21 protein-coding genes are annotated in these 23,279 nt (G+C 34.0%); 4 read left to right on the top strand and 17 right to left on the bottom strand.

Annotated features, from left to right (window positions below):
• Positions 1-176 precede the first annotated feature (176 nt).
• From OZP12_RS15040 to OZP12_RS14985, 12 genes are all read right to left on the bottom strand, one after another.
• Positions 177-1,502 (bottom strand): ammonium transporter, encoded by a 1,326-nt coding sequence (locus tag OZP12_RS15040; RefSeq protein WP_281225850.1) that lies wholly within the window; start codon positions 1,500-1,502, stop codon positions 177-179.
• A 605-nt stretch (positions 1,503-2,107) separates the two neighbouring features.
• Complete coding sequence (locus OZP12_RS15035; RefSeq protein WP_281225849.1) at positions 2,108-3,424, bottom strand: ammonium transporter; 1,317 nt, start codon at positions 3,422-3,424, stop codon at positions 2,108-2,110.
• 341 nt (positions 3,425-3,765) lie between these two features.
• On the bottom strand, positions 3,766-4,836 hold the full coding sequence (locus OZP12_RS15030) for an aminotransferase class I/II-fold pyridoxal phosphate-dependent enzyme (protein WP_281225848.1): 1,071 nt from the start codon (positions 4,834-4,836) through the stop codon (positions 3,766-3,768).
• A 5-nt stretch (positions 4,837-4,841) separates the two neighbouring features.
• Positions 4,842-5,858 carry a dipeptide epimerase gene (locus tag OZP12_RS15025; protein WP_281225847.1) on the bottom strand — a complete coding sequence of 339 codons (1,017 nt, stop codon included), beginning with the start codon at positions 5,856-5,858 and terminating at the stop codon, positions 4,842-4,844.
• A gap of 89 nt (positions 5,859-5,947) precedes the next feature.
• Entirely contained in the window at positions 5,948-6,325 is a 378-nt protein-coding gene (locus OZP12_RS15020; RefSeq protein ID WP_281225846.1) for a PH domain-containing protein, read from the bottom strand.
• A gap of 126 nt (positions 6,326-6,451) precedes the next feature.
• Positions 6,452-7,045 (bottom strand): DJ-1/PfpI family protein, encoded by a 594-nt coding sequence (locus OZP12_RS15015; RefSeq protein ID WP_281225845.1) that lies wholly within the window; start codon positions 7,043-7,045, stop codon positions 6,452-6,454.
• 65 nt (positions 7,046-7,110) lie between these two features.
• On the bottom strand, positions 7,111-7,905 hold the full coding sequence (locus tag OZP12_RS15010; protein ID WP_281225844.1) for a CPBP family intramembrane glutamic endopeptidase: 795 nt from the start codon (positions 7,903-7,905) through the stop codon (positions 7,111-7,113).
• A 23-nt stretch (positions 7,906-7,928) separates the two neighbouring features.
• Positions 7,929-8,300, bottom strand: coding sequence for a nuclear transport factor 2 family protein (locus OZP12_RS15005; RefSeq protein ID WP_281225843.1), 372 nt, complete (start codon positions 8,298-8,300; stop codon positions 7,929-7,931).
• A 151-nt stretch (positions 8,301-8,451) separates the two neighbouring features.
• Positions 8,452-8,835, bottom strand: a complete 384-nt coding sequence (locus OZP12_RS15000) for a DoxX family protein (protein ID WP_281225842.1) — start codon at positions 8,833-8,835, stop codon at positions 8,452-8,454.
• A 7-nt stretch (positions 8,836-8,842) separates the two neighbouring features.
• Positions 8,843-9,307: an SRPBCC family protein gene (locus OZP12_RS14995; protein ID WP_281225841.1), complete on the bottom strand. Its 465-nt coding sequence runs from the start codon at positions 9,305-9,307 to the stop codon at positions 8,843-8,845.
• Positions 9,308-9,310: 3 nt separating this feature from the next.
• A complete protein-coding gene (locus OZP12_RS14990) occupies positions 9,311-9,631 on the bottom strand; it encodes a metalloregulator ArsR/SmtB family transcription factor (RefSeq protein ID WP_281225840.1) in 321 nt (106 codons plus the stop codon).
• Positions 9,632-9,804: 173 nt separating this feature from the next.
• Positions 9,805-10,413 (bottom strand): N-acetylmuramoyl-L-alanine amidase family protein, encoded by a 609-nt coding sequence (locus tag OZP12_RS14985; RefSeq protein WP_281225839.1) that lies wholly within the window; start codon positions 10,411-10,413, stop codon positions 9,805-9,807.
• A 240-nt stretch (positions 10,414-10,653) separates the two neighbouring features.
• On the opposite strand from OZP12_RS14985, the gene OZP12_RS14980 reads away from it, so the two are divergent.
• The 4 genes from OZP12_RS14980 (at position 10,654) to OZP12_RS14965 (ending at position 14,657) form a co-directional block, all read left to right on the top strand.
• A complete protein-coding gene (locus tag OZP12_RS14980; RefSeq protein ID WP_281225838.1) occupies positions 10,654-11,151 on the top strand; it encodes a DUF1905 domain-containing protein in 498 nt (165 codons plus the stop codon).
• A gap of 36 nt (positions 11,152-11,187) precedes the next feature.
• Complete coding sequence (locus OZP12_RS14975; RefSeq protein ID WP_281225837.1) at positions 11,188-12,165, top strand: Gfo/Idh/MocA family protein; 978 nt, start codon at positions 11,188-11,190, stop codon at positions 12,163-12,165.
• An 80-nt stretch (positions 12,166-12,245) separates the two neighbouring features.
• Positions 12,246-13,781 carry a YifB family Mg chelatase-like AAA ATPase gene (locus OZP12_RS14970; protein WP_281225836.1) on the top strand — a complete coding sequence of 512 codons (1,536 nt, stop codon included), beginning with the start codon at positions 12,246-12,248 and terminating at the stop codon, positions 13,779-13,781.
• Between the two features lie 231 nt (positions 13,782-14,012).
• Positions 14,013-14,657 (top strand): NAD(P)-dependent oxidoreductase, encoded by a 645-nt coding sequence (locus OZP12_RS14965; protein ID WP_281225835.1) that lies wholly within the window; start codon positions 14,013-14,015, stop codon positions 14,655-14,657.
• 389 nt (positions 14,658-15,046) lie between these two features.
• On the opposite strand, the gene ypfJ is transcribed toward OZP12_RS14965, so the two are convergent.
• The 5 genes from ypfJ to OZP12_RS14940 form a co-directional block, all read right to left on the bottom strand.
• On the bottom strand, positions 15,047-15,907 hold the full coding sequence (gene ypfJ, locus OZP12_RS14960) for a KPN_02809 family neutral zinc metallopeptidase (RefSeq protein WP_281225834.1): 861 nt from the start codon (positions 15,905-15,907) through the stop codon (positions 15,047-15,049).
• A gap of 83 nt (positions 15,908-15,990) precedes the next feature.
• Positions 15,991-19,488, bottom strand: a complete 3,498-nt coding sequence (locus OZP12_RS14955) for a PAS domain S-box protein (RefSeq protein WP_281225833.1) — start codon at positions 19,486-19,488, stop codon at positions 15,991-15,993.
• Positions 19,489-20,118: 630 nt separating this feature from the next.
• On the bottom strand, positions 20,119-20,889 hold the full coding sequence (locus OZP12_RS14950) for a hypothetical protein (protein WP_281225832.1): 771 nt from the start codon (positions 20,887-20,889) through the stop codon (positions 20,119-20,121).
• Positions 20,890-21,138: 249 nt separating this feature from the next.
• On the bottom strand, positions 21,139-22,467 hold the full coding sequence (locus tag OZP12_RS14945; RefSeq protein WP_281225831.1) for an aldehyde dehydrogenase: 1,329 nt from the start codon (positions 22,465-22,467) through the stop codon (positions 21,139-21,141).
• A 73-nt stretch (positions 22,468-22,540) separates the two neighbouring features.
• A complete protein-coding gene (locus OZP12_RS14940; RefSeq protein WP_281225830.1) occupies positions 22,541-23,230 on the bottom strand; it encodes an RluA family pseudouridine synthase in 690 nt (229 codons plus the stop codon).
• Positions 23,231-23,279 lie beyond the last annotated feature (49 nt).

Raw genomic sequence — 23,279 nt, 5'->3', positions numbered from 1 at the left:
CTGAGAAATGGCGTGGATTGAAAAAAAAATTGGATTGTAAAAAGGATAATAAATTTAAGAATATAATGACTTACTTTCTGTTAAAGACATCATATATTTTGGATAGATAATTGATGAAAAAAAAACACTCTAGAAATGAATCTAGAGTGTTTTTTTTTGTATTTGGAAATTGAGTCTTACAAGTATTCTCCGTGTTGAGAGATGTCTAATCCAAGTTCTTCTCTTTCTTCAGTAACTCTTAAAGGAGTGATTTTGTTAACGATAAAGAACAAAACATAAGAAACTGTGAAAGCAAATATCGAAACTAAAACTAAAGCTTTTAATTGAATTAAGAATAAAGTGGCGTCACCAAAAATTAAACCTTGGTTGTCACCAACGATTGGATTAATTGCTTTTGATGCAAATACACCTGTTAGAAGCATACCAACCATACCACCTATACCGTGGCAAGCAAATACGTCCAAAGCATCGTCGATTTTTCCTTTAGGGAATTTGCTAACGGCAAGGTTACTAACGATACTAGCGATGATACCAATTGCGATAGCGTGAGGAATACTTACGAATCCAGCAGCTGGAGTAATAGCAACCAGTCCAACTACAGCTCCGATTGAAGCTCCCATTGCTGAAAGTTTGTGTCCCATAATTTTATCAAGGAATACCCATCCCATTGCAGCGGCGGCAGCAGCAACAGTAGTAGTTCCCAAAGCTTGAGCAGCAAGGCTTCCAGAACCTACAGCAGATCCGGCATTGAAACCAAACCATCCGAACCATAATAAACCAGTTCCTAATAATACATAAGTAATACGAGCTGGGTTTGTTTTTTGAACTTTTCTTTTTCCTAAGAAGATAGCTCCTGCCAATGCAGCCCAACCAGCACTCATGTGTACTACAGTTCCACCAGCAAAATCTAATACTCCCCATTTGAAGAACATTCCATCAGGATGCCAAGTCATGTGACATAATGGAGCGTATACAAATAATATGAATAATACCATGAATAATAAGTAAGCCCAAAAACGAACTCTTTCAGCAAATGCTCCAGTTACTAAAGCAGGAGTGATGATGGCAAATTTTGCTTGGAATAAAGCAAATAGAATAAAAGGAATAGTTGGAGCCAATTCCCAAGCTGAGTTAGCGTTTACTCCATTGAAAAATAAATTTGAGCTAGGGTCACCTATAAAACCTCCGATTGAAGGTCCAAAACAAAGACCAAAACCAATTAAAACCCATAAGATGGTTACGATAACCATAGCCATATAGCTTTGTAACATGGTACTAATGACGTTCTTTTTGCCTACCATTCCACCATAAAAGAATCCAAGACCCGGGGTCATTAATAATACAAGGGCAGTGGCAACTATCATCCAAGCCGTATCTCCAGTGTCTAATTTTAATTCAACAACGTGAGCTCCTAACTTTGGTGATTCAGCAAGAAAATGAATTGAAAAAATTGATAATACTAGGATTGTGATTAGTATCACACTTAAAATAATTTTTCGCATAGTTTTTAGTTTTTTAATTTTTTATAAAAGTATTAAATCATTGCATACCCTCCAAAAATTATGGGGTATCTTGGTTATTTTTACGAAAATCTGATTTACGACCTATCTGTTTTGAGGGGTATTTATTTTTTGAAGCTAAAAAATAGAATGTGTCAATAAAGTTTTAAGTTTTCTTTAAGTTTTATTTTTAAATTAATGTATTATTTGCTGAATTATCGGATATTTTGGCAGATGAGCGGTCTTTTTGTTAACGATTACTTAAAATTTTATTCACTGTTGATTTTATATTTAGGACTTGTGTTTAGTTGCCTAAGGAGGTTTTTGTGGTTGCAGATGTCTCTTTGAGGATTTGGGTATCGTTCTCATTTTGAATCGTTTTGTTAAATTTATTAAAAATAAATGTAATATTTACAAATTATGTAATGATTTGTTGGTATTTGAGTTTTTTGCGGGGATTTATAACTGATTGTTTCTTTTTAAAATTTGTTTTTTATTTGTGATAAATAGCGTTGCAATATCTGGTTGGAAAGAATTTAGGGATAGGTGAGTTTTAGGCAAAAAAAAACACCCGCGAGTGGGTGTTTGATTTGTGAATTGAAAGTGTTCTATAGATATTCTCCGTGTTGTGAAATATCCAGTCCAAGATGTTCTTTTTCTTCAGAGACTCTTAGGGGTGTTATTTTATTAACTATATAAAAAAGGAAATAAGATGTAACAAATGCAAAAATGGAAACTCCGATTAAAGCAATCAATTGATGAATAAATAATGTGGTTTCTCCAAAAGCAAGTCCTTGATTGACTACAGCGGGATTGATATCTTTGGAAGCAAAAACTCCGGTCAATAACATTCCAACCATTCCACCAACGCCGTGGCAGGCAAATACATCTAAAGCATCATCGATTTTTCCTTTTGGAAATTTGCTAACCATAACATTGCTAACAATACTTCCCAAGATTCCAATGGTTATTGCGTGAGGTATGCTGACAAATCCTGCAGCAGGAGTAATTGTTACCAATCCAACTACAGCTCCAATACAAGCTCCCATTGCTGAAAGTTTATGCCCCATAATTTTATCAATAAATACCCATGCCATTGAGGCAGCTGCGGCAGCTACAGTTGTTGTTCCAAGTGCCTGACTTGCAATGCCATTGGCTCCCATTGCAGAACCGGCGTTAAACCCAAACCATCCGAACCATAATAAACCGGTTCCTAATAATACGTATGTAATACGGGCAGGATTGCATTTTGGTACTTTTCTTCTTCCAAGGAACATTGCTCCGGCAAGAGCTGCCCATCCTGCGCTCATGTGTACTACAGTTCCTCCGGCAAAATCCAATACTCCAAAATTGTATAATAATCCATCAGGATGCCAAGTCATATGGCATAAAGGGGTGTAAACAAATAAAATGAACAATACCATAAATAATAGGTACGCCCAAAAACGAATACGTTCTGCGAAAGCTCCAGTTACAATTGCGGGAGTTATGATGGCAAATTTAGCCTGGAATAGTGCAAAAAGTAAAAAAGGGATTGTTGGTGCCAGTTTCCATGAAGTACCAAAACCTACTCCTTGAAAAAAGATGTTAGGCAAAGGATTTCCTATTACTCCTCCAATTGAAGGTCCAAATGATAGTCCGAAAGCAATAAGTACCCATAAAACGGTTACTATAATCATTGCCATGAAACTTTGAAGCATGGTGCTGATTACGTTTTTCTTTCCGACCATACCACCGTAAAAGAAACCTAATCCCGGTGTCATTAATAATACTAATGCCGAAGATACAAGCATCCATGCTATATCTCCAGTATCGAATTTTGCAATTTCAGTAGGGTTTGTTGGATTTTTTGTTAAAAAGAAATTTGAGCAATAGGATAGCACCAGAACGGTGACAAGAATCACACTTAAAACTATTTTCCGCATTTTAGTTTATATTTTTATTTTTTTTATGCAAAAATAAAAAATCATTTTAATTACCCTTCCAATTAGGGTGTTTGATATTCATTTTTATCAATTTTGTATTTTGACCCCACTATAATTTTAGGGGGTGATGTAAAAATCATTAAAAAGTAACAATAATTTAATTTAAGATATTTTTTAGGCTTGAATTTTGAAGATTGTATGTGTGAATTATATCAGTTTGTTTTGATTTATTAAGAATTACCTGTTTTTGAGTTGTAAATACAATAAGAATATTGGTTTTTGTTATAAAAAAATAAATGAAACTTTAATTGATTCCCATCTTTAGAAGTTATGTTTTTTGGCTATAGCGTAAATCGGATGTCTCCTTCTAATCCTGAATCCATTTGCGTAAAAATATTTAGTTGTTGAATCATTTTGTTCAAGTCGGTTTCTGTATGATGAGCACTGATTACAATTCGGCTTAATTTTCCTGATGCGGTAGGATAGGGGAAGGAAGTTGGGATAATATTGTTTTCTAAAAGTAATTGGAGCAGTTCGTCATTATCAAAGTAAATCGCTGGATATTCTTCGTTAAAAGTAAAGCAACTGTTCGGAATTAAATTATTGGCAACATAATTTAAATTGTTTTTAAGTTGCTGTCTTTGTTTTTTATAGATAGATTGTGCGTTAACAAAGGTCTCCAAAAAAGCAGGATTCATTCCGGAAGCTCCAACAAAATTCCGCTGTTTTTTTATTTCGTTTATAAATTGGAAATCTCCAGCAATTATTCCGCCTGAAAGTCCCATGGCTTTTCCAAGGGATGCAATACTTATTTTACAGCGAACATTTGGAAGTTCGTATTGCTTCAAAACGCCTTGTCCTTTGCTGCCCAAAATTCCGATACTGTGTGATTCATCTAGTAGTAAAGTGATTTCTTTGTCGTTTGGAATATCTTTTAAGATGTCCAAATTAATTGGAGTAACTTCCAAAGAAGGAATGGCATCGGCAACAATTCCAATTTTTGAAACAGTTACATCAAAAAGAAAAGGATTTAATTTTCCGTTTTGAATTAACGGTAATGAAAAAGGATGAAGTAATGCAGGATGGGTATTGGGAAAATGAAAAACCAAGTCGCTTGTATGTTCTAATTGTTCCAAAGCCAGTTTTCCAGCCAACATACCGGATGAAACCGTAACGACTGCCTCTGTTCCGATTTGTTGGGTAAGAAGGTTTTCTGCTATTTCGTAAATCTCCAATTGAATATTAGCCGAACGGGAGCTTCCATAGCTTGTTCCCCATTTTTGAAATGCAGCCAACAGTATTTTTTGAAACTCAGGCAGGGTTGTCACTCCAAGATAATTGGTTCCGCCGAAGTATAAAAATTCTTCTCCGTCTTTGTAAAACGTTCTGTTGGGAATCTCGTTTACTTGCATTTGGTTTAGTGTTTTATTAATTCGGCACCTATTCCATTTCCATCAGCGTAATGAATTATTCCATCAGTAATTGTAACGCCTGTGGCAATATCTTCAGACAATAACAAAGCACCATCCATATCTACATAATCCAACTCAGGCAATAAATGTGCAATGGCCGAAATTCCGATTGTAGATTCTGTCATACAACCTACCATTGTTTTCATGCCAAGTTGTTTGGCTTCGGCAATCATTCTTCGGGCAGGAGTGAGTCCGCCACATTTAACCAGTTTTATGTTTACTCCGTGAAAATGGTTGTGACATTTGGCAACATCTTCCTCAACTATACAGCTTTCATCTGCAATGATTGGCAAAACAGAATGTTTAAAAACCTCTTTATGTGCTGCCCATTGGTCCGCTTTCATCGGTTGTTCCAGAAATTCAACTCCTAATTTTTTCAAGGCAATTGCATTGTTAATTGTTTCCGAAACTGTCCAACTGCAATTGGCATCAATTCGAAAACGGGCATCGGTATGTTTACGCAATTCAGTAACAATAGCAATGTCGTCTTTGGTGCCCAATTTGATTTTATAAATTGGCCAAGGCATTTCTTTCAGCTTCATCACCATTTTATCAATTTTGTCAATCCCGATAGTATAATCGGTTTTAGGGTTGTGTAAAGGAGAGTTGCCCCAAAGTTCATATAATTTTTTGCCTTTTTTCTTGGCGTACAAATCATTATAAGCCATATCCAACGCACACAATGCAAACATATCATGTTTCAATAATGCATGAGCACTATCCCAGAATTCCTCTGGAGTTTCGTCATTATGAGATTCTATGAACGGAATTATTGATTCCAAATTTGCCCTCATGCTATCCACTGTGATATTGTAATATGGATTTGAAGTTGCTTCACCAAAACCCGAAAAACCATCACTTTGCAATTCAACAATCAGTGTTGGCTGTATATCATGAGACTCTCTCGAAATCGTGAAAGTGTGCTTGAGTTGAAGCTTAAAAGTGCGTATGATTATTTTCATAGAATGTAGGTTTTTAAAAGTATCAAGTATTAAGATTTATTCAGCTTGCACAAAAAAAATCTTAATACTCAATACTCACTTCTTAATACTTATTTTAAAATATGCTGACTCAAGATTTGATATACTTCATTGATGTTGTTGCCACTTTTGCCAAATTGTTTGGAAATTGGTTCAGATTCACCAGTTAGCCAAATTTTTAATTCGGCATCCATATCTAGAATTCCTGCACTTTCTTTGGAGAATTTTTTAATAGAAGAATAAGGAATCGAAAGATAATCCACTTTACTTCCTACCAATTGTTTTTCTACCAAAATCATTCTTTTATTGGTAAAAACAAACATATCCTTAATTACTTTATACCCTCTTTCGATTTTTTCGCCCTCAATCAATAAAGGTTCAAATTCTTTCGAAAGATTTTCAATATTTACTTCTGAAGCATTGCCCATAATGGCATTAAATAGTCCCATGGTATTTTTTTATATATTATTTGAATCAAATTTAAAGAAATTACTTGTTTTGGCGTTATAATTTAAGACAAAATCATAAGCTTCTGTCTTCTTGTCAATCGAGTTGAAATTTTGAAAAATGTTGTTTTACACAGCTTTGAAACTGTCACTATCTTTATCTTCTACCCAATTGTATTCAATTTCGAATGCGACCTTTCGGGCAAAATCAATTCCATGGCGGTCACTCAAAAAGCCAAGAGACATATCCATTCCTGCACTTACACCTGAGGAAGTGTAGAACTTTGCGTCTACAGTCCATCTGGCTTTTTTGTTCCAAATTACATTGATTCCATTAGTTGTTACCCAGGCAAAAGCCCTTTTGTTAGATGTCGCATTTTTGTTATCCAATAAACCCGTTTTTGCTAATAAAGCACTTCCTGTGCAGATAGTTAATACATATTTGCTAAAGTCTGCTATTTCTTTGATTTTGTGGATGAGTAATTTGTTGTTAACTTCTGTTCGTGTTCCTAATCCACCGGGAATCAGGAAAATTTCCAAGGAGCTATTAATTGTATCTAACTTTTCAGTTAAAACAGAAACTCCGTGTCTGTTTTTTATTTGTCCGCCATTAAGCGAATAGAATTTGATGGAGTATAGATCAACAAGTCTTCCAAATATTTCAACCGGGCCAAATACATCTAAAGTTTCAAAATCATCAAAAAGTAATACAGCTATTGTCATACGTTGTTTTCGAAATAGTAATTGATTGTTAGTTGTTGACAAATAAGTAGATAGGCGATAATTATTTATATTTTTTGTTTTTTATAAATTATAAGTATGACACTGATTCCAATAAACATAGCGATGACAAAACCGATCAAGGCAATATTTTCGGCATGAGCTTCGTGACCTTTTTTAACTACTTCTTTCCAGATGCCAGTGTTGTTCTTAAAACCTAACATCCATTGTGTAAAATTCCATGAAAAATGAATTCCCAGTGGCAATGCTAATCCTTTTGTTTTAAGGGCAGCTAAACCAAATAGAATTCCTCCAAGTCCACTTCCTATAATTGACATTTTCCATGACATTCCGGAAATTACATGTTCAAGTATAAAGATTATGGTTATAAATATTAAAGCGAAGATTGGATTTGTCGAATTGGATAAATTTCGTAATGCGTAGGAACGAAAAACGAGTTCTTCTCTTAATGCAACAACAAAATAAAGAGCTAAAGAAGAAATGATGCTCATGACTGGAACATCTGCAGATAAAGTGAATTGTATTTCAGCAAAAGTCGAAGCAATGGCAGCTTGTATGATTACCAATAAAATACCAATTCCAAAGCCACTCATAAACCTTAGTAAGCTTGTATTTTGAATTTTCAATCCTATATCAGCTAAAGTGAGTTTGTCCCATTTAGAAAACAATAAGACTAAGAAAAAGGTTATGACTGATGTGACTAAAATGGACAGATAATCGGCTAGATGAAAATTTTTGCTTAATCCGGAAATAATAGCAAAGATTACAACACTCAAAATATAAAACAGTACAATCCTGCACAATGAATAAAATGATTTTGAAGGAGAGTTTTGTGATGACATAATTTTAGTAAAATATTTAAGGCTTACTTTTTTGGTTCAACCACAGCTAGATTATTGATGAGTTTCCATTCATCATCAGTGTCTAAAATGAGTGAGTTGTATGAAATAAAATGATTTTCTGAACTTTCTAAACGTAGTTTTACCATTGCAATTGTATCACTTTCGTCTATACTTTCAATAATCATAGTTCTGGGTAATCCGCCAAAAATACCCTCTTTGATATTTGATAAGTATTTTTGTTTGTCAATAATAGTAACTCCGGGCGTTCCCATAAAACCATTATTGGTAACTCTAAAATCATGATGAAATACTTTGTCTAGTAATTGGAAATCACTAGTATCTCCACCTTTAACAAATTGAGTTATCGCTTGATTTATTTTTTCTCTGTGAGTCATTATTGGTTGTTTTGAAAAACAATTTTGCTGAAATTCTTTATTATGTTGTATGTAAATATATTGGATTTTGGTTACAATTAAAAGAAAGACAAAAAAAAGAACCTCTTTCAAATTGCTTTAAAAGAGGTTAATTCTAAAAAGTTAGATTTCATCAGTTTTGTAAACCGATTTTTCTGTCATTAGGTCTAAAATACCAAGAAACAATTATTAGGATTAGCAATAATGTTGGTCCGAAATATTCTTTTAGTTCATCTCCAACTGCCAAATGTGAAACTATTGCTCCGGTCATTGCAAAAAAGAAGCCGGCATATGCCCATTCTTTAAGCAAAGGAAATTTAGGTATGAGGATAGCTATAACTCCCAATAATTTCCATACGCCAATGATGGTTAAAAAATAGAGTGGATATCCCAAAGTTATAGAGGTTTTAGTGACTTCTTCTTTCATTTTTATAAGCTGTACAATAGCAGTAGAAACCATTCCCAATGATAACCAAAGGGTAGCAACCCAATAGGTAATTTTAATTCTTTTTGTCATGATAAATTTATTTTAATTTGTTAATGATGTCTTGTAACCTGTTGTGAGCCATATTTATGCCTTGCGCAAATGGCATTTGGAGCAATTGATTTCTGTGTTCAACAGATTTAAAAACGATTTGCATAGTAAGTTTACTGGTGTTGTCTGTTATTTTTTCGAATTCAAGAAATTCCAATTGAACTGGGAATGGTGTATTTTCCATTTCAAATGTTCTCGTGATTTTTTGGTTCGGGACAAATTCATGTATTGTTCCATTTGCTTTAAACACGACATTGCCTTCATGTGAGGTTTCAAAAGCATAAGCGCCATGTTTTTTGTTTTCCATTTTTAATACTTTAGTTCCCATCCATTGCTCAAAAAGCTCAGGTTCTTCGTAGGCTTTAAAAAGTAGTTCCAATGGCAGGTCAAATTTTCTTGTGATTATTAATTCCTGTTTGTCGTCTTGTGCATTGACTTTCGTTTTTGACTCCATATATTATTTCTTTTTATAGTTTTTCATTAAATCTTCGAGTTTATTAAATCGATCATCCCAAATTTTACGGAACGGCTCTATGAAATCGGCTACTTCTTTCATTTTTGTTGCATTGAGGTGATAGAAAATTTCTCTTCCGTTTTGCTCTTGTCTTAGCAATTCGCATTCAGTTAGTATTTGCAAATGTTTTGAAACAGTTGGTCTTGCTGTATCAAAGTTTGAAGCTATCGCTCCCGCTGTCATGGCTTGTGAAGTTACCATCAGTAGTATTGCTCGTCTTGTTGGATCTGCAATGGCTTGAAATACGTCTCGTCTTAAATTCACAATATGAAGTTATTTGACTACAAATATATATGAAGTCATTTGACTACGCAAATTTATGTTTGTTTTTTGTGAATCCGGTTAATAATTGAAATTAAAACTTGTGTGGAAATTGCAAAAGAAAACCTCGTTTAAAGACTTTTAAACGAGGTTAGGAAGCTACGATAGATAGGCTTTTATTTTTTTATGAATTCATATATTTTATTCGCAATTTCATTTTGTCCATTTTCGCTTGTAATATAGCTTCTGTCTTTTTCATTTGATAAATAGCCAACTTCTAATACCAATGCTGGGCATTTTGATTTTTTAGTTAAAAATAAGTTTGAATCTTTAACTTCCCCTTTTGCTAATTTGTCATTCGAAATTTTTTCAATCAAATCTTTAGCGTTTTTAACTGACTTTTTGTAAAAATCATTTTCTTTCGAAACATAAGCGTTTACTCCATTTTCGTTTGAATTTTTAGAAGCATTTATATGAATAGAAATTAATAAACTGGGATTTATTTTGTTTATTTTATTGACTCTTTCGCTTAATTCAATAAAACTATCATCTTCTCTTAGCAGAATAATTTCAGTATCGCCTTTACTATTTAGTTGACTTATTTTGTTCGCAATACTTTCAACTATTTTCTTTTCTTGAGCATCACCAAATTGTGCACCAAAATCTTCTCCTCCATGTCCCGCATCAATAACTATTATTTTTTTAGTATTCAATGAACTGAAGGAAAATGAAATAAAAATTCCTAAAACACCTAAAACTGCTAAAAATTTCATTTTGTTTTTCATAATGGTTGGTTTTAAATTAGTTATCGTCGATAATTCTTATTTTAAAAACGCTGGTTTTTCTGAGATATTGTGATTAAATATTTGATAATTAGTTGTTAATTTTTTTTTCTAGGTGCTATAATGTTTTTCGAATATAATAAATTTAAGCCGTAAACTTTTAAAAGTATAATTTTCGTGTACCTTAGTTTAAATGATTTTTGTTTTTATATTTTGTATTTTCGATTTGAAAAATGATAATAAATGGACAACAGCAAGATTTATAAATTTTCAGCAGAAATATATATAATAGGAGTTAACCCCTTTGTTTTTATTCCTGATGCTGTTTTGGAATCTGTTTTTCGTGATGCAAACAAAAACAAAGGGAAGATTCCGGTGAAAATAAAAATTGAAGGTCACCAATTTATCCAGACTTTGATAAAGTATAGTGGGCACTGGCGTTTGTACCTGAATACTCCCATGAGAAAAATGGCTCAGAAGGAAGTAGGAGACACAGCCAATTTTGAAATTGCTTTCGATTCGGAAGAAAGAGTGATTCCGATGCATCCTAAACTTGTAAAAGCTTTAAATGAAAATCTGGACACTCAAAGAATATTTGATAGTTTGCGACCATCACTGCAGTTGGAAATTATTAGATATATATCTTTTTTAAAGACAGAAGAATCAATCGATAAAAATGTTTTGAGAGCGGTAAATTTTTTGCTGGGAAAAGAAAGATTTATCGGGAGAGACAAACCATGATATATTATATTTACTCTATTAAAAAGTGAGACAATAATGGATAATAACAAAAAAATAAAATGGGGAATTGTTGGTTTAGGAAGAATTGCAGACGAATTCGCCAAAGATCTGCAATTAATTGAATCGGCTGAACTTAGTGCTGTGGCTTCCAGAAATTTGGAGAAAGCCCAAGAGTTTGCCAACAAATTTCAATGTCCAAAAGCTTACGGTTCTTATGATGAGCTTTTTCAAGATGACAGTGTCGATATTCTCTATATAGCTACGCCACATGATTCGCATGCCGAACTTACCATCAAGGCATTGCAAAATAACAAGCATGTACTTTGTGAAAAACCAATTGCTTTAAATTATCAAGATACGTTGCAAATGGTCAAAACGGCGAAAGAATATAATAAATTTTTGATGGAAGCTTTTTGGACCCGTTTTAATCCTTCAGTGAAGGAAGTGTTGCAACACGTTCAAAACGGATTCATAGGAGAAGTGAAATATGTGAATGCTGATTTTGCTTTTGTAGTCGAAAATTTAGAAGGAAACAGAACGACCGATATGAAACTTGGTGGTGGTTCATTGATGGATATTGGTGTTTATCCATTGTTTTTGGCTTATTTGATACTGGGAATTCCAAAGGAAATTGCTGCCAAATCTAATTTTCATGCTACAGGAGCCGATCTTCAGACTTCCATTATTTTGCAGTATGAGTCTGCTCAGGCGATTTTACATTCGAGTTTTTTATCTTCTTCCAATCATAAAGCGACTATAAGTGGTACGCAAGGCCGCATAAATATTAATCCGCAGTGGTATATGGCAGAGTCTTATACTTTGATTCAAGGTGAGGACAAAGAAAAAATCAAGAGACCAAAACTCGGAAAAGGGTATGCCCATGAAATAGAGGAATGCCATGCTTGCCTTTGGTCTGACAAAATTGAAAGCGAGCTTTGGTCACATCAAAACAGTTTGGATTTGATAAAAATTGTTGAAGATGTGAGAGAACAAATTGGATTGGTTTATTCGTGATTTTAATTTTAAGTAGGAATTTGATTAAATATTTTTGGTTGAAAGTAAAATAGTATATATATTTAGTCAAAACTATTTATATGTTAATCAAAGTTTATGGAAGTGCTGTTTTTGGGGTAGAAGCTACGACTATTACTGTCGAGGTGAATATGGACAAGGGAATTGGCTATCATTTGGTCGGATTGCCAGACAATGCTATTAAGGAAAGTAGCTATCGAATTGCAGCCGCACTCAAGAATAACGGCTATGAAATGCCCGGCAAAAAAATCATTATCAACATGGCACCTGCCGATTTGCGTAAAGAAGGTTCAGCTTATGATCTTACATTGGCAATTGGGATTTTGGTAGCTTCGTCACAAATTAAATCGGATATTTATGAGCAGTATGTTATCATGGGAGAGTTGTCTCTTGATGGGAGTTTACAGCCTATCCGTGGTGCGTTACCGATCGCGATAAAAGCAAAAGAAGAAGGTTTTAAAGGTTTTTTTCTTCCTTTGGAAAATGTTAATGAAGCAGCAATTGTGTCCGGTTTGGATGTGTATGGCGTTTCGAATGTGAAAGAAGTGATTGATTTTTTAGAAGGAAAAGGAACGCTTGAGCCTACAATTATCGATACTAGAGCTGAATTTTACAAAACACTTGATTTTCCTGAATTTGATTTTAGCGATGTAAAAGGACAAGAAAGTATTAAGCGCTGTATGGAAATAGCTGCTGCTGGAGGACATAATATTATTTTGATTGGTCCACCCGGAGCGGGAAAAACGATGTTGGCAAAAAGATTGCCTAGTATTTTGCCTCCTATGACTTTGCGGGAAGCACTGGAAACTACTAAAATTCATAGCGTAGCCGGAAAGTTGAAGGAAGTGGGATTGATGAACCAACGGCCGTTTCGCAGTCCGCATCATACGATTTCGAATGTAGCACTTGTCGGGGGAGGAAGTTATCCGCAACCTGGAGAAATTTCGATGGCACATAATGGAGTCTTGTTTCTGGACGAATTGCCTGAGTTTAAACGAGACGTTTTGGAAGTAATGCGTCAGCCTCTTGAGGACAGGGAAGTAACTATTTCGAGAGCCAAGTTTACAGTGACTTATCCGTCGTCATTCATGTTGGTGGCGAGCATGAATCCTAGTCCGAGTGGTTTCTTTAATGATCCTGATTCACCGCAAGTTTCTTCTCCCCACGAAATGCAAAGATATTTGAGTAAGATTTCGGGACCTTTATTGGACAGAATTGATATTCATATTGAAGTGACTCCCGTTCCTTTTGAAAAATTATCCGATGACCGCAAAGCGGAAAGCAGTGTTGATATTCGCAAAAGAGTAACTTCTGCCCGAGAAATACAGTCTAAACGATTTGAAGAAATGGAACATATTCATTACAATGCTCAAATGAGTACTAAGCATATTAGGGAACATTGCGCTCTTGATGATGCTTCCAAAGAGTTACTAAAAACCGCCATGGAACGGCTAAATCTTTCGGCTCGTGCCTACGACAGAATCCTGAAAGTAGCCAGAACCATTGCCGATTTGGATGATTCTTCCCAAGTTGTTTCAGGACATATAGCCGAAGCGATTCAATACCGAAGTTTGGATCGTGACGGGTGGTTGGGGTAATGATTTAAGATTTTAAACTTTAGATTGATTTTTGATATTGATATTGATATTGATATTGAGTTTGATTTTGCCATTGTCATTGCCATTTAATTTGTATAATTTTACAGCATTAAAATCTCTTTATAAAATAACAGCAAAGTCTGCAAAAGCATATTAGCTTTTGCCTGTTCGATTTTCTCTTTCGGAAAAGACGAACAGAAAATTTATGTTTAAAATTTTATAAAGAAAAAAATGAAACAAAATATAAAAGTTGCCGTCATAGGCGGTACCGGAAAGTCGGGAAAATACCTTGTAAAAGAATTAATCAGACAAGGTTTTCACATTAAACTTCTTCTCAGAAATCCCGATAATTTTTCAATTAAAAGCAATCTAGTGGAAATCGTTGTCGGTAACGTGGCCGATTATGATTCCGTTTATTGGTTGTTTACGGACAGTCAGGCCGTGATCAGTACTTTGGGTTTAGGGATTCCCGCAAGTGAACCCACTCTTTTTTCTCAATCTAGTTCCAATGTTATCAAGGCAATGAAGGCGTTGCATATTCGTCGTTATATTGTTACGACAGGACTTAATGTTGATACGGCTTTGGATAAGAAAAGTCCAAAAGTTATTTTTGCAACCGATTGGATGAAAAAAAACTTTCCGATTTCGACCGAAAACAAGCAAGTTGAATATGAGTTGCTTAAGGCGAGCAATATTGATTGGACATTGGTTCGTCTTCCGTTGATTGAGCAGACGGATGAACGGTTTGAAACGAATGTCAGTTTGGAAGATTGTTTGGGGGACAAAATCAGCGCAACCGATTTGGCGCATTTTCTAATTGAACAATTGTTTGATGATACTTTTGTACGGAAAGCGCCGTTTCTTTCAAATATTTAAAAACTATATAATGGGTCTGAAAAGGACCCATTATTTTTTTAGAAAAACTTTTGAACTCGATTAAATTGATTCTCTTTTTTGAATTTTTACATAGTTCAAGGTTTAATCCTAGGCCTATCTGCGTAAATCTGCGAAATCAGCGTGAAAAAATCAGCACGCAGATTTACGCAGATTTTGCTTCGTCTGTTCGCTTTCGCTCGGGTCGCAGATTTTTTTTTTTGAGATCATTGCAAAAAAGGAAAAATGTTTCTCTTTGAGCCCCGATGGAAGTGGAAATCCTTATGCCCCAGGGTTTGGGGCATAAGATTGCAGCGGACAGCGGGAAGTATGCTTACTGAAAATGCCTAATCTTTCTGCTCCAAAAAATAGTAATCTCAGGTTTTGCTGAATCATTTCAGCTCCGAGAAAGTATCTCCTTTTTTGATATCGCCGCTTTCAAATCCTCTGTTAAACCAATACATTCTTTGTTCGGAGGTGCCGTGGGTAAAGGAATCCGGAACAACCTGACCCTGCATTTTTTTCTGAATCGCATCATCACCAACGGCATTTGCGGCGCTTAAGGCTTCCTCAATATCACCGGGTTCGAGCATTTTGTTTTGCTTTTCGTTGTAATGCGTCCAAAGCCCCGCGTAGAAATCGGCCTGTAATTCCAAAGCTACTGAAAGTTTATTGCCTTCTGTTTCGTTTCTGTTTTGTTGTAATTGATGCACTTTTCCCGAAGTCCCCAATAGGGTTTGAATGTGGTGTCCAAATTCGTGGGCCATCACGTAGGCGACCGCAAAATCACCGCCTTCGGCACCAAATTTGGTTCTGAGTTCATCAAAAAAGGTCATGTCCATATAAATGGTTCTGTCACCGGGGCAATAAAAAGGTCCCGAGGCTGAACTCGCTCCCCCGCAAGCTGTTTCAACCTGACCACTAAAAAGAATAAGTTTTGGAGCTTCAAAAGTCAGGTTATTTTCTTCAAAAATTTTTGTCCAAACATCTTCGTTGTCTGCCAACAAGGTTTTTACAAATTCACCTTCCACTTTTTCGGCTTCGGTCAAAGACCTGTTTTCAGTTTGGGTGTTTTGTTGTTGATTGAATTGCTCCAAAACAGGAGTTATCATTTTGGCATTTTCACCTCCAAAAACATTTAGAAGCAAAATTATAATACCGATAATTCCTCCGCCAACAACGGTTTTACCTCCAGCAGACATGCCTCTGCGGTCTTCCACATTATCGCTTTGTCTTCTGCCAATCCATTTCATAGTTCTATAGTTTTAGTTTCTATAAATATATGAATATTTAATTATGTGGTTTTTAATTTTTAGGTTTTGAAATCAGAGGAGTTTTATAATACATTATTTTTGGCATTAAGCCATTTTTCCAAAACATCTTCAAGTGTTTTCTTTACGATAGGTTTTGGTACATAATCATTCATACCTGCTTCGAGACATTTTTCTTTTTCACCTATTACTGTTCCCGCTGTTAGGGCGATAATAATGATGTCTTTGAAATGGTCAATTTCTCTAATTTGTTTCGTGGCTTCATAACCGTTGATCAAAGGCATCTGAATATCCATTAAAATGATGTCTGGATTGACTTCCAGTGTTTTTTCTAATGCTTTTTCCCCATCAGTAGATTCATAAATAATACTTTTTGGGATAATTTGTTTGACTAATGTTTTAGTCAGAAGCATATTGATTTTATTGTCTTCAACAATCAATATTTTTGGTTCTTCATTGTCCATAGTTAATATTCGATTTTCCGAAATACTTTTTTCCTGTTCAATCTTTTTCTCTTGTTTTGACTTATTGCTGCTCTTTAGCGTGATGTCGAAGAAGAAAGTACTTCCAATATTGAATTTACTGTCAATTTGTAGTTTACTGTTCATCAATCCCAACAATTGGTTGGAAATGGTTAATCCTAATCCTGTTCCTCCAAACTTTTTGGTGGTTGAACTGTCTTCTTGTGAAAAAGCTTGAAAAATTATCTTTTGATTGTTTTTTCGAATTCCGATTCCGGTATCTTTTACCGAAAAACGTAATGTAGTCTGTCCTTTTTGAGTTTCTAATGCCGAAATGCGGAACTCAATTTTTCCGCGATTGGTAAATTTAACAGCATTGGTCAATAGATTAATCAATATTTGTTTTAAGCGGATATAATCAATCCAAATGTATTTTGGTACATCCTCATTGATGATATAATTTATCTCTAAATTTTTAGAATGAGCCTGATAATTAATTAGTTCTTTTATTTGGAGAATAATACTGTCAATACGACATCTTTCTATGTTGAGTTCTAGTTTTCCCGATTCTATTTTGGAAAAATCCAGAATATCATTAACTACTTCCATTAAAATATTGGCCGATTGGTTAATGGTATTCATATACTGTTTCTGGGTTTTTTCCAGTTTTGAATTCATCAATAGATCAGTGTAGCCAATTATTCCGTTAAGGGGAGTTCGTATTTCATGGCTCATATTGGCCAGGAATTCTGATTTGGCTCTATTTGCAGCTTCCGCAAATTCTTTTTCCTTGATAATAGATTCATTGTTTTTTTTCTCGGTGATATCAATTAATATCCCCTCCATAAAATTTATTTCCCCATTTTTTACAATGGAGTCACCAAACTCTTCCACCCAAACAGTGGAACCATTTTTATGCATGATTCGATAGATAATATGAAGTGGTTTTTTTTGTTCTAAAGCAATTTTATTTTCCGATAAGACATTTTCTAAATCTTCTGGAAGGATTAAATCCATGAAGTATATTTTGTTTTCCAGAAAATCTGATTTTGGATAACCAGTTAATTTTTCTATTTCATCATTAAGATAAATTTTGGTAAATTTTTCATCATATTTGGATAAATGTACAGTACCCGGTATGTTGTTAGCCAGCAATCGGAAGCGCTCTTCACTTTCTTCGATTATAGCTTCGTTTATGTTTCTTTCAATTGATGAAGATATGTTTTTGACCATTAATTGTAAAATGGAGATTTCATCGTTGCTCCAGATGCGATTTTTAGTAGTGTCATCAAAGGCAAAAAAGCCGTTAAATTCATTTTTGGTGAAAACTGGAAAAATTAGCATTGAATGAGGATTCAATTTGGTCAAAAATGATTTTATTGGTTCATCCTGAATTTTGTCAGTGATGCATTGAAAGAATTGCAAAGGGGTTAAATCTTTTATGCTACTATTGTCAAATTCAGAAAATGCAAGTCCCTGCAATTTAGGATGAACTGTATCAAAATCTTGCAACTTATTTGTCCACATGCATTTTTGGTCAAATAGATTCGTATTTGGATTTTTTTTGAAATATGAAATACGTTCAGACTGTGTAACTTTTCCAAGTTCATTGATTACTCCTTTAATGAGGGCTTCTGTGTTTTTTTGTAATAAAAACTGATTCGTATTTTGATTAATGACCAAAAGTAATTCACTCTTGTATGCAAGTTTTTGCTCTATTTCTAGGCGCATTTGTGAGGTCAATGCAATTACAATTAAATCGGCTATTGATTTGGCAAAATTGATGTCTTCATTATCCCAGTTTTTAATTTTTTGAGTCGCTTCAAAAGAAATAATACCCTTTATCTCTCCATCAATAAAAACAGGAGTATCCAGTGTTGAGTAAACATCGTATTTATAAATATAACTGTCATTTTTTTGATTATTGGAAGAGTGAGCCCTAATATCAGATAATACTACCTGATGTTTGTTCTCTATTTTTTCAAAATAATCCAGATTTTCATTTTTATAAAACTGATAAGAACAATGAACAGTACCATCAAAAGCATTAGTTTTAGAATCGTACATTTTGGTGTTAAAGATGTGATCGGCTTCATAAGTCCAATAACAGGCTCTATTAACTCCCATTGTCAAAGCTGTTTGCTTGAGAATTTTATAAATAGTATTTTCAAAATTTTCAGAATTGGAATGGTTGGAAAGAGCAATGTCTTTTAGCGTTTTGCTGTATTTTTTAATTTTTTCCTGTCTTTTGGTTTTTTCTTTCTCAATGTTTTTCAACAAAGTAATATCCCTTGCAATACCGGAATAGCCTTCGATTTCACCAAAACTATTTCTGCGGATGAATACATTTTGTGAAATCCAGATCTCCTTTCCGTCTTTTTTGATGATAGGGAATTCGAGAGTTGTAAAATTTTCTTCAATATCCAAGATGTCCTGATAAAAACTCATCGTATTAGTGATGTAATCTTTTCTGATTATTGACGAAAAGTTTTTGGATAAAAATTCTTCTTTTTGGTATCCCAAAATTTTAATTCCATAGTCATTTATAAAAGTAAAATTACCTTCATGATCTGCTTCAAAAATGATGTCTACAGCAGTTTGAATTAAGGTTTCGTACTGGTTTCTTATTTTTATTTCGTTTGTAATATCCTGTCCAATTCCGATGATGGAGTCTTCGGAGAATCGTTTGCCAATCCATTGAATAAATTTATATTCTCCGTTTTTGCATTTTAATTTTCGGACATATACACGATTTTGTTCAAAATTTTCGCGATAATCAATACCCAGATATTCAGACACTTCTGTTAGTTTCCAAAATTCTAATCCCAATACCTCATTAGGAGTATACCCTAAAATAGAAGTAATGGTATCACTGCAAAAAGTAACTTTCCCTTCTTTATTAGTGGCTATAGTGAGGGAATTTCCCTTGTTTACAATTTCATTGGTGAAATTAAATTTTTCTTGGATTTTTGTTATCGAAATATGTCTGATATGATTTATGACAAAAACAAGAATGTAAAAATTAAGAAGGATTAAATTTTTTTTGAAAGTAATCCAATTGAAAGCATAAATTGTTAACAGTAAGAAAAAAACAATAGCCATGAAATACCGATATCTTTGTATCGGTTTGATGATAATATACGCAAAGAATAGAGTTACTATAAACGCATAAGCCGGAAGAGGATCTTCAGGTAAGAATATGATATTGTAGATTACGTTTGCGAAATAAATATAAAATAAGAGAATAAAAATATTTTGAATTCTATTGTACAGATACTTTGATTTTTCGCTAATCAAAAATATTAATAGAAAAAAGCACCCTATTGAAAAGTTGTTTATCAATAAGCTTTTTGGCCTAACTTGAAAAAATTCGAATATAATTTCTAAAAACGGGATCAGTAAACCCAAAAACAACAAATAGAGCTGGTATTCTTTTTTGTCTGAATCCTGAGTTGGAAGGTTGTCTTTATTTCTTAAAATGGCATTTATTTTGGAGTTAGAATAAATGATAACAACTAATAAAATAAAGGACATTGCCAATAAAAAGATATTTCTAGGGCTGGTCATTATTAAATGCTGTGATGTCTGACTTAATTGCACAGGAATGTGGACTAAGTCTAATAAAGAAAAGCCTAAGTTTAAAAAATACAGTATGTTACATAATAATGACATCGTTTGTGGGGGGATTTTATGTCCTTATATATTCATCTGATTGACTTTATTATTTCTTTTTTATTGAATTTCTTCTTGGAAATCAATACCAACAATGGAAGAATAGATAACATAATTCATAGAATAGATAAAGGGTAAAGTAAAAAAGATACCAATACAGCATCCCATGATTCCAACAAATGAGCCAATGAATGCTATAATTATTAATCCAAGGATAACTATGGGTTGTTTAAAAATGATAAGTATGCTGTATTTTATGGCATTGAATGTATCTAATTCGCCAAAAATGATAAGCGGAACAGTTAGTATCGTGATAAAAGAGATAAAGTAGGTGATAATGCCTCCTAGAAGTTCGAAATGTATATTCGAAAATAAAGTTGCTTGTACTAAACCAATGACTGAAATTGTTAATGTAGAACCTACGATTTTTGTAAGATATGGAAGTTTATAATAACTGAATAAATCCGAAATACGAAACTCATTATCTCGTTCTCCATAAAGTGCCATTTTTAAGAAAGATGCCTGAAAAGGACTCATTATACATGATATTACTATTGCAGAGATATTGAAAATTAACATTTGGGATTCGGTAAAATTTTCAACTTTTAATTTTTCAGGGTTAAGTCCCCCCGATATTAAGGAGCTACCTACTGCAGCAATTACAAATCCAGCAATGATAGCAGTAAATAAAATTCCAAAAATGATAAGTACTAATCCGGCATATAAAGCAATTTTTTTATAATTCTCGAAGGCATCGTTAAATACGTTTCCAAAATCTAATTGGTAGCCATTTTTCTCGATATCTTTTAATCTTTGTAGTGTTTGGTTCATTTTGGTCAGCAGAATTTTGGTTATATTGAGTTATGTCTTACAAATTGTTTTTTTTGATTTTTTAATCGGTTTGCAAATTTACAGTTTTTTTTAATCTATAAAGAATCAAATACTTGTAAAGGTTGAAGTTGTGGTGTTTGGTTATTTATAAATTAAAAAAATAAGCAATTGTTCTAAGTAAAAAACTGAAACAATTGCTTATTTTTTGATAAGGATTTAGGTTTATTATTCCTCTAGTTTTATCTTAGACTAAAACCATTTTAATATATTTTTTAAGGTATCTAATTTTTTTGAGTAAGGAGCATATCGAATATTTAAATCCAACCAATTTGCTTTTTTGACTATTGCTTTTTTGTGTGAAAATGTGTCAAAACTCAGTTGTCCATGATAGGCACCCATTCCGCTATGGCCAACACCACCAAAGGGAAGTCTTTTGTTGGCAAAATGAATAACCGTATCATTCACACAGCCGCCACCGAATGCAAATTGAGTAATTATTTTTTTTGCAAATTTTCTATCATCTGTGAATACATATAGAGCGAGTGGTTTTCCGTATTTGGAAAGGGTTAGTTCAATTTTTTTTTCGTCTTTATAAGTAATTATTGGTAGGATTGGTCCAAATATTTCTTCGGACATAAGTGAGGTGTCAAGTGAGTCTTCTTCAATTAGTGTAGGGGAAATGTAGCAACTATCAATATCTGTCTCTCCTCCAAAAATCACTTTTTTGGGTTCAATCAGGCTCATTAATCGGTAGCAGTTTTTTTCGTTTATAATTCTGGCGAAATCCGGCGATTCTTGTGGGTTTTTGCCATAAGCATTTGTAATTTCTTTTTTCAAAAAATCCACAAAATGGCTTTTCATATCTTCTTGAATCAAAATATAATCGGGTGCGATGCAGGTTTGTCCTGCGTTCAAAAATTTTCCCCAGACAATTCTTTTGGCGGCTAATTTCAAATTAGCAGTTTCATCTATAATACATGGATTTTTTCCTCCCAATTCAAGAGTTGTTGGGGTGAGATGTTCTGCGGCAGCCTTGGCAACAATTTTCCCAACGGTGGCACTTCCGGTAAAGAAAATATAATCCCAACGTTGCGCCAGTAAATTTTTGGCAGCTTCAATTCCTCCTTCAATTACCTTTACATGGTGGTGATGAAATACTTTTTCGATAATTTTGACTATTTGGGACGAAGTCTTTGGGGCTAACTCTGAGGGTTTTAAAACTACCTGATTTCCCGCTGCCACAGCAGATATCATGGGACAAAAGGCTAATTGGAAAGGATAATTCCATGGAGAAATAATCAAAACTTTACCGTAAGGTTCTTTTACGATATAATCGGTCGAAGGGAAATTGAGCAGAGAAGGGAATACCCACCTGGTTTTAGACCATTTCTCTATGTTTTTTATAGTGTATTTTAACTCAGAGATGACATAGCTGATTTCCGTTGCAATAGACTCAAAAGGAGGCTTTCTGAAATCATCATACAGGGCTTCGATAATTTCATTCTCATGCTTGATAATTACATCCAACAATTTAATTAAAGCTTCTTTTCTTGAATTAATGTTTAATTTGTAATTCATTGCAAAACAGATTACTTATGTATGCTGCAAGTTAAAATTTAAAATTAATATATACTTTTTTTTCTTGAAAAAATTAAATCGCATTCCAAACTACCTCGTCCGGAGTTGGAGCTACAATGGTAATTTCCTCTTTCGAAACGGGATGGACAAATACCAGTTTTCTAGCGTGCAGATGGATTCCGCCGTCGGGATTGCTTCGGTCAAAACCATATTTTAAATCTCCTTTTATGGGAGAACCAATGGCGGATAATTGAGCCCTGATTTGGTGATGTCTTCCTGTATGTAACAGAATTTCGAGCCCGAAATAATTGTCCAGTTCTTTAATGATTTTATATTCCAAGCTAGCCTTTTTGCTGTCGGGAACTTCTTTAGAATGTGCTTTTGAAGTATTGTTTTTCTCGTTTCTTTTGATGTAATGAACAAGTGTATCTTCGTTTTTGGAAGGTCTGTTTTTGACAACCGCCCAATAGGTTTTTTGGGTTTCCCTGTTGCTGAACAATTCATTCATGCGTGTCAAAGCCTTGCTTGTGCGGGCAAAAACCACAATTCCGGTAGTAGGTCTGTCCAATCGATGCACGACTCCCAAAAATACCTCACCGGGTTTGTTATATTTTTCTTTAATGTACTCTTTTACAACATCGCTCAACGGTTTATCGCCCGTTTTGTCTCCCTGAACAATATCACCAACACGTTTATTGACCACAATCAGGTGATTGTCTTCGTGCAGGATTTGAAGATTGGATTTGTTTGAAACTACTTTCATTAAGGCATTTTATAGATTCTAAGCCGCTAAGATACAAAGTTTCTAAGTT

It is taken from the genome of Flavobacterium aquiphilum (genome assembly GCF_027111335.1).
Lineage (GTDB): Bacteria > Bacteroidota > Bacteroidia > Flavobacteriales > Flavobacteriaceae > Flavobacterium > Flavobacterium aquiphilum.
This window is presented reverse-complemented; position numbering and strand designations above follow the sequence as displayed.

Coding starts and splice junctions, on each gene's coding strand:
- OZP12_RS15030 (WP_281225848.1), bottom strand. CDS start 4,836: ATGCAAGTAAACGAGATTCCCAACAGAACGTTTTACAAAGACGGAGAA.
- OZP12_RS15000 (WP_281225842.1), bottom strand. CDS start 8,835: ATGACAAAAAGAATTAAAATTACCTATTGGGTTGCTACCCTTTGGTTA.
- OZP12_RS15010 (WP_281225844.1), bottom strand. CDS start 7,905: ATGTCATCACAAAACTCTCCTTCAAAATCATTTTATTCATTGTGCAGG.
- OZP12_RS14995 (WP_281225841.1), bottom strand. CDS start 9,307: ATGGAGTCAAAAACGAAAGTCAATGCACAAGACGACAAACAGGAATTA.
- OZP12_RS14945 (WP_281225831.1), bottom strand. CDS start 22,467: ATGAATTACAAATTAAACATTAATTCAAGAAAAGAAGCTTTAATTAAA.
- OZP12_RS14950 (WP_281225832.1), bottom strand. CDS start 20,889: ATGAACCAAACACTACAAAGATTAAAAGATATCGAGAAAAATGGCTAC.
- OZP12_RS14965 (WP_281225835.1), top strand. CDS start 14,013: ATGAAACAAAATATAAAAGTTGCCGTCATAGGCGGTACCGGAAAGTCG.
- ypfJ (WP_281225834.1), bottom strand. CDS start 15,907: ATGAAATGGATTGGCAGAAGACAAAGCGATAATGTGGAAGACCGCAGA.
- OZP12_RS14980 (WP_281225838.1), top strand. CDS start 10,654: ATGGACAACAGCAAGATTTATAAATTTTCAGCAGAAATATATATAATA.
- OZP12_RS15005 (WP_281225843.1), bottom strand. CDS start 8,300: ATGACTCACAGAGAAAAAATAAATCAAGCGATAACTCAATTTGTTAAA.
- OZP12_RS14940 (WP_281225830.1), bottom strand. CDS start 23,230: ATGAAAGTAGTTTCAAACAAATCCAATCTTCAAATCCTGCACGAAGAC.
- OZP12_RS14975 (WP_281225837.1), top strand. CDS start 11,188: ATGGATAATAACAAAAAAATAAAATGGGGAATTGTTGGTTTAGGAAGA.
- OZP12_RS14985 (WP_281225839.1), bottom strand. CDS start 10,413: ATGAAAAACAAAATGAAATTTTTAGCAGTTTTAGGTGTTTTAGGAATT.
- OZP12_RS15020 (WP_281225846.1), bottom strand. CDS start 6,325: ATGGGACTATTTAATGCCATTATGGGCAATGCTTCAGAAGTAAATATT.
- OZP12_RS15015 (WP_281225845.1), bottom strand. CDS start 7,045: ATGACAATAGCTGTATTACTTTTTGATGATTTTGAAACTTTAGATGTA.
- OZP12_RS15040 (WP_281225850.1), bottom strand. CDS start 1,502: ATGCGAAAAATTATTTTAAGTGTGATACTAATCACAATCCTAGTATTA.
- OZP12_RS15025 (WP_281225847.1), bottom strand. CDS start 5,858: ATGAAAATAATCATACGCACTTTTAAGCTTCAACTCAAGCACACTTTC.
- OZP12_RS14955 (WP_281225833.1), bottom strand. CDS start 19,488: ATGGCTATTGTTTTTTTCTTACTGTTAACAATTTATGCTTTCAATTGG.
- OZP12_RS15035 (WP_281225849.1), bottom strand. CDS start 3,424: ATGCGGAAAATAGTTTTAAGTGTGATTCTTGTCACCGTTCTGGTGCTA.
- OZP12_RS14970 (WP_281225836.1), top strand. CDS start 12,246: ATGTTAATCAAAGTTTATGGAAGTGCTGTTTTTGGGGTAGAAGCTACG.